The sequence below is a fragment of the Pseudoduganella sp. OTU4001 genome (assembly GCF_038440195.1).
Lineage (GTDB): Bacteria > Pseudomonadota > Gammaproteobacteria > Burkholderiales > Burkholderiaceae_D > Rugamonas.
Genome location: NZ_JASATG010000009.1, coordinates 115,499 through 128,687, shown reverse-complemented (window position 1 = coordinate 128,687; position 13,189 = coordinate 115,499). Strand labels below are relative to the sequence as shown.

General features: G+C 66.7%; 5 protein-coding genes. 3 read left to right on the top strand and 2 right to left on the bottom strand.

All coding sequences use genetic code 11. The features are described from left to right. The first annotated feature begins 10 nt into the window (after positions 1-10). The 3 genes from AAHE99_RS10855 to AAHE99_RS10845 are packed head-to-tail and all read left to right on the top strand — an operon-like array spanning position 11 to position 4,637. Positions 11-1,393 (top strand): cryptochrome/photolyase family protein, encoded by a 1,383-nt coding sequence (locus AAHE99_RS10855; protein ID WP_342117167.1) that lies wholly within the window; start codon positions 11-13, stop codon positions 1,391-1,393. A gap of 55 nt (positions 1,394-1,448) precedes the next feature. Next, a complete protein-coding gene (locus tag AAHE99_RS10850) occupies positions 1,449-3,569 on the top strand; it encodes a YHYH protein (protein WP_342117166.1) in 2,121 nt (706 codons plus the stop codon). After that, a complete protein-coding gene (locus tag AAHE99_RS10845) occupies positions 3,570-4,637 on the top strand; it encodes a HupE/UreJ family protein (RefSeq protein ID WP_342117164.1) in 1,068 nt (355 codons plus the stop codon). It begins immediately after the preceding gene. Here AAHE99_RS10845 and AAHE99_RS10840 read toward each other — a convergent pair. Then, the gene (locus tag AAHE99_RS10840; RefSeq protein ID WP_342117163.1) at positions 4,634-10,819 is read right to left on the bottom strand and encodes a hybrid sensor histidine kinase/response regulator; all 6,186 of its coding nucleotides are present in this window, start codon (positions 10,817-10,819) and stop codon (positions 4,634-4,636) included. The two genes, AAHE99_RS10845 and AAHE99_RS10840, sit on opposite strands and share 4 nt — an antisense overlap. A gap of 12 nt (positions 10,820-10,831) precedes the next feature. Further along, positions 10,832-13,141, bottom strand: a complete 2,310-nt coding sequence (locus tag AAHE99_RS10835) for a methyl-accepting chemotaxis protein (protein WP_342117161.1) — start codon at positions 13,139-13,141, stop codon at positions 10,832-10,834. Positions 13,142-13,189: the final 48 nt, after the last annotated feature.

The window sequence follows — 13,189 nt, the reverse complement described above, 5'->3', positions numbered from 1 at the left end:
CGATCCAGCCATGAAAAACGCCCTCGTCTGGTTGCGCAGAGACCTAAGGTTGTTCGATCACGCTGCCTTGCACCATGCACTTGCCTCTAGTGCAACAGTCTACTGCGCCTTTATTTTTGACCGCGCCATCCTGGATTCCCTGCCGGCCGCCGACCGCCGGGTTGAGTTTATCCATGACACGCTGACCGCACTTGCTGCCGAGCTCGAAGCAGCCGGCGGGCACCTCATCGTACGCCATGATGTTGCCGAGACGGCAATTCCAGCCCTTGCCGCCGAGCTGGGCGCGGAGGTGGTGTTCGCCAACCACGATTACGAACCGGCCGCCATCGCGCGCGATGCGTCGGTCGCCGCGAGCCTGCGCGCTGCGGGCCGTGAGCTGCGCACCTACAAGGACCAGGTGGTGTTCGAGCGCGATGAGGTGCTGACGCAGGGCGGCAAGCCGTTTACCGTCTTCACGCCGTACAAGAACGCCTGGCTGCGCAAGCTGGAGGCCGACCCGTCGGTGCTGGCGCCGTGGACCGTGGAGCCGGGGCGGCGCGGACGCTTCGCGGCGGGGCGCAGCGTATTGCCGTCGCTGGCCGACCTTGGCTTCGAACGCACCAACCTGCACGAACTGGGCATCGGCAACGGGCCGCAGCTGTTTGACGGCTTCCTGGAACGCATCGCCGGCTACGGCGTGGCGCGCGACTATCCGGCCATCAAGGGGCCGTCGTATTTATCGATGCACCTGCGCTTCGGCACCGTATCGGTCCGCCACCTGGTGCGCACGGTGATGACCATGTCGGCACGCGGCGCGGCAGGCGAAGGCGGTGCGGTGTGGCTGTCGGAACTGGTCTGGCGCGAGTTCTACATGCAGATCCTGTTCCACAACCCGCATGTGGTGGGCGGCTCGTTCAAGCCGGCTTACGACAAGATCGAATGGGAAAGCGGGCCGGAGGCGGAGCAGCTGTTCGCCGCCTGGTGCGAGGGCCGCACCGGCTACGCCCTGGTGGATGCGGCCATGCTGCAGCTGAACCGCACCGGCTATATGCACAACCGCCTGCGCATGGTGACGGCGTCCTTCCTGTGCAAGGACCTGGGCATCGACTGGCGCTGGGGCGAGGCCTACTTCGCGCTGCACCTGAACGACTTCGAGCTGTCGTCGAATAACGGCGGCTGGCAGTGGGCCTCCTCGTCCGGCTGCGACGCCCAGCCCTACTTCCGCATCTTCAACCCGATCACCCAGTCGCAGAAATTCGACCCTGAAGGGAAGTTCATCAAGCGCTACCTGCCGCAGCTGGCAGGCCTGTCGGCCAAGGAAATCCACCTGCCGCGCGCGCCCATCGTCGACCACGACGAGGCCCGCAAACGTACCCTGGAACGCTATGCTGTCGTGAAAACAACATCTGCATAATTCATCCACAATTCCCACGGATAATGGAAGAAAAAACATCCAGTGGGGATCAACTATGCCGATAAAATTGAATCCGGCCGCCAGCGCCGTCCTGGCGCTGTGCGCGGGCGCCGCCTTATTGAGCGGCTGCGGGGGAGCCGACAACGCCGATAGCGCAACGGCTGCGGCACGCAAGGTAATGGGCGGTGCCGTAAAACAGGCAGCGCCCACCAGCAGCACGGCCAGCAACGGCGTTTCGACGGTCGCATTCAGCGGCATTGCCAGCCGCTACACGATTACCGCCAGCGGCGACAAGTACACCGTGACCGATACGGAAGGCAGCGACGGCGCCACCACCGTCACGCGCACGCAGCGCCTGCAATTTGCCGATACCAATATCAGCCTCGATGTCGACGGCATTCCCGGCAAGGCATTCCGCCTCTACCAGGCGGCGCTGAACCGCACGCCGGATGCGGGCGGTCTGGGATTCTGGATCAGCATGCTGGATAACGGCGTCGCCATGAGCGCGGTGTCGGCAGCGTTCATCTCGTCGACGGAATTCAAGGATTTGTTCGGCGCCAATCTCAGCAACAGCCAGTATGTGACGGCGTTCTACCTGAACGTCCTGCACCGCGCTCCGGAACAGGGCGGCTTCGATTTCTGGCTCAGCGTGTTGAACCAGAAACTGGCGCCGCTCGAAGACGTGCTGGCGGCTTTTGCCTCGAGCCAGGAAAATTACGATGCGGTGCTGCCGACGATTGTGAACGGCATCCGGTATACGCCAATGACCCGCGTCGCGATCGATACCGTGCCCGGCGCGCCGACAGCTGCGACGGCGACGGCGGGCAATGGCGCTGCCACCATCGCCTTCACGGCGCCGGCTTCCAATGGCGGCAAGGCCATCACCGCCTACACCGCCACCTGCAGCGGCAATGGCGCCAGCAAGAGCGCGACTGGCGCGGACAGTCCGCTGCTGGTGTCGGGGCTGACCAATAATGTGCTGTACACCTGCAGCGTCTCCGCCACCAATGCGCTGGGACGCGGCGCGGCATCGGCCAGCGTTACCGTGACGCCGGTCGAACCCAATCTTCCACCGGCAACCGTGCCGGGCGCGCCCACCATCGGCGCGGCGACGGCTGGCAACGGCAGCGCCAGCATCGCGTTTACCGCGCCGGCCTCGAACGGCGGCGCCGCCATCACCGGCTATACCGCGAGCTGCACCGGCGGCGGCGGCACCAGGACCGGCAGCGGTGCGGCCAGCCCGATCTCCGTCACAGGCCTGAGCAATGGCACGGCTTACAGCTGCAGTGTGACGGCGGCCAATGCGGCCGGCACCAGCGCCGCCTCGGCGGCGGTCAGCGTCACACCGTCTTCCGGATCGTCGGGCGACAGCACCAGCACCGCAAGCCTGTTCTGCAACTACAGCAACAGCACCACCAACCCGACCACCGGCATGGCCAGCACCGTGGCCACCACCTGCACCGGCACCCAGCGCAAGCTGACCGGCAACGGCGTGCCCGACCACGAGGTGGGCGCCTTCCCCAACTCGGGCAACCCGAACACCATCGGCGCAGTCAGCGTCAACTTCACCGGCAGCACCGCGCCGGCCGTGGTCAGCACCACCGGCACGGCGGTCGCCCACATCCTGGGCTTTGCGCTGAACGGCGTGAAGTTCGATCCATCGACGGCGGAGAGCTACCAGAACGCAGGCGTATGGAAGATCGAAGCGCTGAACCAGACGTATTTCAAGTTCGGCACCGACGTCAATAACGCCCATGTGCAGCCGGACGGCGCCTACCACTACCACGGCATGCCGGAGAAATACATCACCAAGCTGGGCAAAGGGACCGGCATGGTGCTGGTGGGCTTTGCGGTGGATGGCTTCCCGATGTACGCGCGCTACGGCTATACCGTCGCCACCGATGCCACCAGCGGCACCAAGGTCATGACCTCCAGCTACCGCCTGAAGACCACGGCGTCGGCGGGCCGGCCATCGACCTCCATCGCCGCCATGGGCACCTTCACGCAGGACTACGAGTATGTGGCCGGCCTGGGCGACCTGGACGAGTGCAATGGCCGCACCGGCGTCACGCCGGAGTTCCCGAACGGGATTTACCACTACTACATCACGGATACCTACCCGTTCATCCAGCGCTGCGTCAAAGGCACGGCGGCATCGACCACGGGCGCGCGCTAAATGGTTCTTCTGAAGGCCTGGCGGTGGCTGGCGGCCTTGCTGCTGCTTGCCCTGCCGGCCGCACATGCGCACCTGATGCCAGGCGGCCAGGGCGGCCTGCGGCTGGTCGGCGATTCGGCCTACCTGACGGTGTCGATTCCGGTCGCCGCACTGGCCGGCTTCGACGACAACGGCAACGGTTTGATCGACGCGGCGGAAATCAACGCGCACCGCAGCATGATCAGCGCGCAGCTGAGCGCCATGTTCGAAGTGCGCAGCAATGGCCAGCCGGGCCGCGTGCTGTTCGAGGATATGCTGCTATCGCACCCGGAACAGGGCGAGCGCGAATTCGTCCTGCTGCGCCGCTACCAATGGGGCGCACCCGTCACCGCACCCCACGTCACCGTCCATCTATTTCATGCGGATGCCACGGCGGGCCAGCGGCTCGCGCTGCAGGTGGTGCGGGGCGCAGAAACGCAGGTGGCCGTGCTGACGCGCGAACGCAATGCACACCAGTTTTTCGCCGGACCATGGGCGGTTTTCCAGGACTACTTCGCGCTGGGCGCCGAGCATATCCTGCTGGGGCCCGACCACCTGCTATTCCTGCTGACGGTACTGGTGGCCGGCGCCAGCTGGCGCTATTGGCTGCTGGTGGTGACCAGCTTCACGGTGGCGCATGCCATCACGCTGGCGCTGTCCGCGCTTGGCTATTTCCGCGCGCCGCCGGCGCTGGTGGAACCGCTGATCGCGGCCTCCATCGTGCTGCTGGCGCTCGATAACCTGTGGCGCGGCGCGGCCGCCACCAGGCACCGCAGCTGGCTGGTGTTCGGCTGCGGCTTGCTGCACGGGCTGGGCATCTCCACCGTGCTGGTGGAGATGGGCCTGTCCGATGGCAACCGGACGCTGAGCTTATTGGCTTTCAACCTCGGTGTGGAGGCAGGCCAGGTGGCCTTCGTGGCGGGCGCGTTATTGCTGCTCGCCCTGGCCGGACGGACGCTGGACCCGCACTGGCGGGCGCGCCTGGTGACGGCGGCCTCGATGGTGGCCGCCGCCGTTGGCGCGCTCTGGCTGGTGCAGCGTTTGGTTTAACGCTGCGGCAGCAGGCCGGCGATAGCGCCGAGCAGGATATCTTCCTGGAACGGCTTGCCGAAGTAGGCGTTCACGCCCAGCTGCAAGGCGTAGTTGCGGTGCTTGTCCGCCGAGCGCGAGGTGATCATGATGATCGGGATCTCGCGCGTGGCTTCGTCGCCGCGCACGTTGCGGGTCAGGTCGAAGCCGTCCATGCGCGGCATTTCGATATCGACCAGCATCAGCTCGGGCAGGCGGTCCTGCATCTGCTCCAGCGCATCCACGCCGTCTTTCGCCAGCATGACGTGGTAGCCTTCGCGCTCCAGCAGGCGCTGGGTCACCTTGCGCACGGTGAGCGAATCGTCGACCACCATGATGGTGCCGTGGGCGCGGGTCGGCACGGCCGCTTCGGCGGCGCCGGCGGCGGCAGCCGGCGCGGGCGCCGGCGTGGCGGCAGTGCGCGGCGCCAGTTCCGGATGCTGCGCCACGTGCAGCTGCAAGGCCACCGGATTCAGGATCAGCACGATCTCGCCCGAACCGAGCACGGTGGCGCCGGCGATGCCGGGCATGCGCGACAGCTGCGGGCCAATGTTCTTGATCACCACCTCGCGGTTGCCGACGATCTCGTCGACGTGCAGCGCCACGCGGTCGGAACCGCTGCGCAGCATCATCACCGGCGAGGAACGTTGCAGCAATGGACGTGCTTCGGCGTCGCCCAGCAGCGTGGCCAGGTAGCGCAGCGCGATGTGCTGGCCGTGATGCACCACGGCGCCCTTGGCGGTGGCTTCGGCCAGTGCGCCTTCCTTCATCTGCAGCACCTGCTCCACCATCAGCGCTGGCACCGCGAAGGTGCGGCCGCCGGCGGCGATCAGCACCACCTGGGTGACGGCCAGCGTCAACGGCAGGCGGATCGTGAAGCGGGTGCCTTTGCCTTGTTCGGTGAAGGTTTCCACGCGGCCGCCGAGCGCTTGCGCTTCGGACAGCACGATGTCCATGCCGACGCCGCGGCCGGCCAGTTCGGTCAGCGTATCGGCGGTCGAGAAGCCGGGCTGGAAGATCAGGTTGGACGCTTCGGCATCGCTGACTTCCTGGCCTTCGGCCAGCAGGCCGACGCTGCGCGCCTTGGCGCGGATACGTTCGAGGTCAAGGCCGGCGCCGTCGTCGCTGAATTCCAGCACCACTTCGTTGCCCTGCTGGCTGACTTGCACCAGCAGTTCGCCGGTCTCGCCTTTGCCATGTTCGACGCGGCGCTCGCGCTGTTCGATGCCGTGCACGATGGAGTTGCGCAGCAGGTGTTCGAACGGGGCGGCCATGCGTTCCAGGACGCTGCGGTCCATTTCGACCGCGCCGCCACGGATGTCGAGGTTGACGCGTTTGTCGGTTTCCTTGGCGCCCTGGCGTGCCACGCGGAACAGACGCTCGGAGATGCTGTTGAATGGCACCATGCGCACGCGCATCAGGTCGCGCTGCAGGTCGCGCGTCATTCGGGCTTGCTGGCCGAGGTCGCCGGAGGCGCTGTCGATGGAGCGGATCAGGCCTTCGTGGAAGGAGGCCACGTCGTTCACCGATTCGGCCATCATGCGGGTCAGTTCCTGCAGGCGGGTGAAGCGGTCGAACTCCAGCGGGTCGAATTCGCGTTCGCCGGCGATCGACATGCGGGAGGCGATCTGCGATTCGGCTTGCATTTCGACTTCGCGCAGCTGGCGGCGCAGGCGGTTCAAGTTTTCGTTGAAGTCGGAGACCGCGGTGCGCAGGGAGCCGACTTCGTTTTCCAGGCGCGAGCGGGTGATCGACACTTCACCGGCCTGGTTCACCAGGCGGTCGAGGATGTCGGCGCGCACGCGCACCAGTGGCGAGGCTTTGGCGCTGCCTTCCGCTTCGTCGGCCTTCGCGGCCGGGGCGTGGGCGGCGGCCAGGCGTGCCGCCAGGGCGGTGACCGATGACGCGGCGGCTGCAGCGCCGTCCTGTGCTGCCGGCGCGCCTGGTGCTGGCTGCGCTGGCTGGCCGGCTTCCTCGGCCGCAGCGGCGGCTTGGGCGGCGGCCATGGCGGCGGCGTAGGCTTCGGGGTTTTGCAGTTGTTCGAACAGCAGCAGGGCGTGGTCGTAGTGCGCCATCAGCTCGTCGAACGAGTGCGGGGACGCGCTGCCGGCGTGCACCATGTTTTCGATGTGCGTTTCGATTTCGTGGGCGTGCTGGCCGAGGCGCATTGCGCCGGCCATCCTGGCGCTGCCTTTCACGGTGTGCAGCACGCGCTGCAGGCTGTGGGCGTGGCTGAAGTCGGTTGGCTTGGCGTGCCAGGCGCGCAGGGTTTCGCCGATTTGCGGCAGCAGGTCGGCGCCCTCTTCCAGGAACACTGGCAGCAGGTCGGGGTCGAGCTCGTCGTGGATGTCGGTTTGGCTGGCACCTAGCAGGTGCGGGCTTTCTTCCAGTTCTACGACTTGTACTTCGCCTGGGGAGGCGTGGTCGAGGTCTACGGCGTCGTCGATGCTTTCGCCTGCCGCGAGGGCGGTGGCGTCGATGGCGTCGATTTCGATCGCTGCTTCGGCGGAGGCGGAATCCTGCTCTGCGCGCAGGGCGGCTGCTTCGATGTCCGCTGCCTCGCTGGAGGTGGTGGATTCGCTGGCGAAGGCGTCTGCAGGGAATGGTTCGGCGATGGTGGGCGCGGTGGCGTCGGTGACGGTCGCTGCATCGGCGTCGCCGGACGCGGGGATGGCGTCGGCGTCGGATGCTGCGACGGCATCGGCGGCGTCAGCTTCGTTGGCGGTGGCAGGCGCTGCGGCGGAAGCAGCGGCGTCGGCGCTGGACGCGGCGGCGTCAGCATCATTGGCGGCGGCGGGCGCGGCGTCGGATGCGGTGGCGTCTGCATTGGACGCGGCGTCGGCGTCGAGCTCAGTGTTGGCGGCTGCAGCGGCGTCGGGCTCGGTGGCGTCGGCGGCGGCAGCGGCGTCGGGCCCGGTGGCGTCGGTGGGCGGCACGAGGTGCAGCGGTTCGGCGGCGGGGGCGATCTGCTTGAGGGCCGGGGCGTCGAAGGCGTCGTCGAAGGCGGAATCGAACAGGTTGTCGATGTTCTCGTCCTGGGTGACGACTTGCTGCTTCGGCTTGGCCGCGCGCTCAGGCGCCGGCGGTGGGTCGGCGATCAGGCTGTGGTAAGTGTCGGTGAAGAGGTGGTCAAGGCGCTCTTCCAGCACCTCGGTCTCCGGTTCGCCGACGATATTCTCCAGGCGCGCGTCGAGCGCGTCGCCCACTTCCGGCGGGTGCGCCAGTTTGTCGCGCAGCTTGTGCAGCGCTTCGATCAGCTCCGGCTGCTCCGGCGGCAGTTCGCCGGTGGCGAAGCTTTGCAACATCTGCCGTACGCGTTCGATGGTGAAGTCGAACAGGTCGTGCTGGGCGTGGTCCAGGTGCGGGGCTGGGGCCTGCAGCTGCTGCAGCGTGGTTTCCAGCGCGTAGGACAGTTCGCGCAGCGGTTTGAAGCCTACCGTGCCGGAGGTGCCGGTCAGGGTGTGGACGGCATGCAAAGCGTCCGGGTTGACCGGGCGCTGTTCATGGCGCCATTCGCCGAAATCGCGCGACAGCAGGCGGACCAGTTCGTCCGTCTCGGCCATGTAGATGTTGTACAGGGGCAGCGGGATCGCCAGGCGGCCGACGAATTTCATGTTGTCGTCAGCCGGCGGGGCTGGCGGAGTCGGCGCGGTGGCGCTTGGGAATTCGATGACGTTGGTCGGGCGCGATGCGGGCGGTTCTGCGCTGTCGTCGGCCGGCAGGACGTCGAGTGTCAGTTCTTCCAGCACGAATGGGGCGTCGGCGGATGGCGCGTCCGGCACGGCGGCGTCCTCGGCGGCATCCTCGACGGCGGCAGCGGCAGCAGCATCGGCATCGGCATCGGCATCGGCCGGCGGCTCGGCGGATCCGGGCGCGGCGGGTGCTCCGGCGGCGGTGGAGCCAGGGTGCTCGAACGCCCCTCCATCCAGCACGCGGGTGGCGGCCGCGACGATCGGCGCTTCGCTGCGGGCCGAATGGCCGGTGGCCACCAGCTCCTCAACCCATGCCGACATTTCCTCGCTCGCATAATCGAGCAGGCCAAACAGCGTCTCATTGGCGGCGCGTTCCTCGGCCAGCCACAGGTTCATCACCTTCTCGATCGCATGCGCGCCGTCGCCGAAGCGGTTCAGCCCCACCATGCGGCTGCTGCCCTTCAGCGTGTGGAAGGAGCGGCGCAGCATGGTCAGGGTATCGAGATTGGAGATCTCATCATGCGGACGCGCCAGCGTCTCGCGCACAAAGGACAGCACTTCCTGCGCCTCGCCGATGAAGATCTCCAGCAATTCGGCTTCCACCGCCTCGTCGCCGGCGGCGCCGGCTTCGGGCACGGGCGCGGTCAGCACCGGCTCAGGCGCCGCTTCCGGCTCCGGCAGCGCTTCTTCCAGCACCGGGATCGACTCGGGGCCGGAAATCTTCTTGAACGGCACGGCGCGGAAAGTTCCATGCTCGGGATCGAAGGAGAAGCGCTCGCGCGCACCTGCCGGGTTCTGCCCCAGCATATCGACAAAGAAGCCCAGCGCGCCAACGTTCTGCGCAATCTCGTCCAGCGCTTTGGCTTCGTGCGCGGGGTCGGCATTGCCGGCCGCCAGGCGGCCGATCTCCAGCCGCACATGGGCTGCCGCATTCATCGCATCATCCTGGTCCAGGATGGCGCAGGCGCCGTGCAGCTGGTGCAGCACCTTATCCAGTTCGCCCAGCGCCGCGCGGTGCGCAGGGTCGGTGTAGTACTCGTCCAGCACCTTTTCGACCTGGCGCAGGCCGGTCTTCATTTCCTGCGCCAGCGCGACGACGGTATCGTCCTCATGCAGCTGGCGCGCCAGGCTGCCCTGCCACTGCGCCGGCTCCGGCGCCGCAGCGCCGGCCTGCAAGGCTTGCAGGCGCGCCGCGATGGTATCGGCATGCGCGTTGAAATCGTCAGGCAGGTGGCGGATCTGGGCGATGCCGTGTTCGGCGAACAGCAGCGAAGTCGCCATCTCCAGGCCCAGCGCTTCGCTGCGGCCGGCGGCGCCGGCATTGCGCGCCACTTCCGCCAGCTGGCGCATCAGCGCCGCCAGCGCGCCCAGGCCAAGCTTGTCGCTGGCCACCGCCACCTTGGCCAGGGACTGGCCGAATTCGTTATCCAGCTCGGGATTGCTCTCGTTCTGCTCCATGCGCTGCCAGGCCGAACGGGCCTGGGCGATACCCTCGCGCGCGGCCTCCAGCGACTCGTCGTCGATGCGGCCATAGCGGCGCGATTCGAAATCGTGCGGCACCATGCCATCCAGCGCATAGCCGGCGCGCAGCTGGCGCGCCAGCGGCGGCAAGGTGGCGGGATCGGCGGCGGCCACGAAGAACAGCGCCTCGCGCAGCACATGGTCCGGCAGGTCCGGCTCGCCGGCCGACAGGCGGCGCAGCTGCAGGTTGATCAGGCCGAACAGCTGTTTGACGTAACGATTGCTTTCCAGCTGGCCGCCCACCACCAGCTCGGAGAAGGCCTGCATGGCGCGCCAGAACACGCGCGGCTTGTGCTCGCGCTGCTGGTCCGCCACATCGGTAATGGCCGCCTGCAAGGCCGCCGCATGGATCGCCTGGCTGGCGTTATCGCCGGCTTTCAGGTACGGCAGCAGCGCGCGCTCGAAGCGGCCGCGCAGGGCTTTGTAATCGGGTGCTGCGGTCGGGGCGCCGGCCGCCGGCAAGGCGGAAGGAAGCTCCGGCACGTGCGACACGTCCGGGAAGAACAGGTCGGCCGGGTGCACGCGGTCGATGCCCAGCAAATCCTGCACGTCGCGGAAGAACGGGAACAGGCGCACCGGCTGGAACGGCGCACCGGCCAGCAGCTCCTCCAGGAATTCCACCAGCGCCTGGTACATATTGGCCAGCAGCTGCGCATGGTCCGGCGTGCATTTCAGGCTGCCGTCGCGCATGCGGTCCAGCACCACTTCGGCCAGTTGCGTGAGCAGCGCCACGCCGTCCACGTCCACCATCTGCAAGGCGCCGTGCGCCTGGTGCAGGTGGGACTTGGCGTGCATCAGCGCCGTGGTCTGATCTTCCGGTTCACGTCCGCCGGCCTCGAACAGCGCGGTGCGGGAGCGGGCCAGCGCCTCGCGGATTTCCCCCATGACCCAGGACAGCGGCCCGGTGTCGTATTGCGGCAAGGCGGTGAAGGAAAGATCAGTTTTGCTCATAGAATCAATAAATTATGCGGAGATGCGGAAACGCGACACGGAGTTCTTCAGCTCCTGCGCCAGCACGGTCAGCTTACGCACCGACGACGCGGTCTGCTGCGTACCATCCTGGGTCTGCTGCGTTACCTGCAGAATGTGCTGCATATTATGCGCAACGCCGTTGGCGGATGTCGCCTGCATGCCGGTTGCGTAGGAAATGCCCTGGATCAGCTCCGCCAGGCGGTCCGAAACCTGCGAAATGTCGTTCAGTGCAGTACCCGCAGCGTCGGACAGCTTGGCACCCTCCACCACACCCTGCGTGGATTTTTCCATTGCCGCCACCGCGTCGTGGGTGTCGGTCTGAATGGTTTTCACCAGCGCGCCGATCTGCTTGGCCGCTTCGGCCGAACGTTCCGCCAGGCGCTGGACCTCTTCCGCAACCACCGAGAAGCCGCGCCCAGCTTCACCCGCCGATGCCGCCTGGATCGCCGCATTCAGCGCCAGCACGTTGGTCTGCTCGGTAATGTCGGAAATCAGCTCGGTAATCTCGCCGATCTCCTGCGAGGATTCACCCAGGCGCTTGATGCGCTTCGAGGTTTCCTGGATCTGCTCGCGGATTTCGTCCATGCCCTTGATGGCGTTCTGCACCGCGGTCGAACCCTGGCGTGCCGCCGCAACCGACTGGCGCGCCACGTCCGCCGATTCGGCCGCGCTGCGCGACACGTCGGTAATTTCGTTGGCCATCTTCACAACGGTATTGGATGCCTCCTGGATCTCCTTCGACTGCGCCTGCGATGCATTCAGCAGGTCGGTCGAAATACCCTGCGCGTGGGTCGATGCCGCGGTAACCTGCTCCGCCGTCACCGTCACGCGGCCCACCAGGCCGCGCAGTTCTTCCACCGTGTAGTTAACCGAGTCCGCAATCGCGCCGGTAATGTCTTCCGACACGGTTGCCTGCACGGTCAAGTCACCGTCCGCCACTTCCTGCAGTTCGTTCATCAGGCGCAGAATCGCGGCCTGGTTCTGCTCGTTCATGGCCTTGGCTTCTTCTTCCTGCTGCTGCGCTTTCTGGCGCATGGCTTCCGCTTCCTGGCGGCGGCGCTCGGAAGCGCGGCCACGGTTCTGGGAATCGAGCAGCAGCACGCGGCCGATCGCCGCCGCGGAGATCAGGGTCATCAGCAGGCCGGCCACCATCAACCAGAACGCGACACCCAACGAGTCCTGTTCGTCACGCAGCTTGCCCTGCAGCGCGGCAAAGCTGGCGCGCACTTGTTCGTTTTCCGCGAACAGCAGGCGTTCGCCGGCCTTCGCCGCCGAGAATTTTTCCAGACGGTCGAGAATGAACTTGATCTGCTTGTCGTAGTCTTCGAAACCTTTTTTCAGCGCCAGCAGGTTTTCGCGGGTTTCGCCGTCCGTGACGGCCGGCAAGCCCGCGCCGCCGCTCAGGAAACCGTCCACGGTCTGGCGGAACACGGTGGCGTCGCGGCCCAGCTGGAACGCGGTTTCGGAGGACGACACGCCGCCCTCGGTCAGGAAGTTGGAGGCGCTGCGGCTCATGCGCTGGGTCAGCATGCCCAGCTTGCCGAGCGCGGCCAGTTCTTTCGCGCTGCCGCCCTGCTTCAGGCGCGCCGCCGTCACTTCCTCGGTCAGCGACAGCAGGTCCGGCGACATGGCGTTCAGTTTCTGCAGCACTTCGTCCAGACCGGCCAGGTCCCACTTGTACTTGGCGATGGTGGCGGCCGCCTTGTCGGAGGCCGACCACTTCTTGCGCGCCTCGTTCAGCACCGGCAGCACCGAGCCCGGCGCCGAAATGATGGAACGGCCCGCATAGCGGCCGCCGTCGGCCAGCACCAGCAAGGCGCGGTTCAGTTCACTGCGCGAATCTTCCAGCTGGGCGGTAGCGTCCTTATTGCCTTTAATCGCGTTGGGCGCCGCCTTACCGATACGCTGCGAGTGCATCAGCACGTCGGACGCGATCTGGGTACGGGTCGAGGCCACCCCGCTGTTGTAGGCGTTCCAGGCTACGAACAGCACCGACAGCATGATCGACACGCCGAGGGTGGTGGTCAGCAGGCTCAGTTGGCGCTGGCTGGGCAGGTGGCCGATCAGGGGCAGCTTGACGTTGGCAGCGCTCTCGCCCACCGCACCGCTGCGCATGCGCTGCAGCAGGCCGCGCACACCGCCGGCCGCTTCGGCCGTGGCAGCGTCGGTTTCCGGCTCGACAGCCGGTTCAGCCACCGTAGTGTTGCCGTATTGCGAGTGGCTGAAACTGGAAAACTCCGAATTGGAACCCAGCTCTGCGCTGGACTCCGGTGCGGAGCGCGAGAACAATTTAAATGCCATTACTACGTCCCCCAATAGCTTTTGATTTTTTGGCGACCGCCGCCGGCG

What these genes read in the sequence shown, in the direction of transcription:
- AAHE99_RS10855 (WP_342117167.1), top strand. Translation starts at nt 11, where the DNA reads ATGAAAAACGCCCTCGTCTGGTTGCGCAGAGACCTAAGGTTGTTCGAT.
- AAHE99_RS10850 (WP_342117166.1), top strand. Translation starts at nt 1,449, where the DNA reads ATGCCGATAAAATTGAATCCGGCCGCCAGCGCCGTCCTGGCGCTGTGC.
- AAHE99_RS10845 (WP_342117164.1), top strand. Translation starts at nt 3,570, where the DNA reads ATGGTTCTTCTGAAGGCCTGGCGGTGGCTGGCGGCCTTGCTGCTGCTT.
- AAHE99_RS10840 (WP_342117163.1), bottom strand. Translation starts at nt 10,819, where the DNA reads ATGAGCAAAACTGATCTTTCCTTCACCGCCTTGCCGCAATACGACACC.
- AAHE99_RS10835 (WP_342117161.1), bottom strand. Translation starts at nt 13,141, where the DNA reads ATGGCATTTAAATTGTTCTCGCGCTCCGCACCGGAGTCCAGCGCAGAG.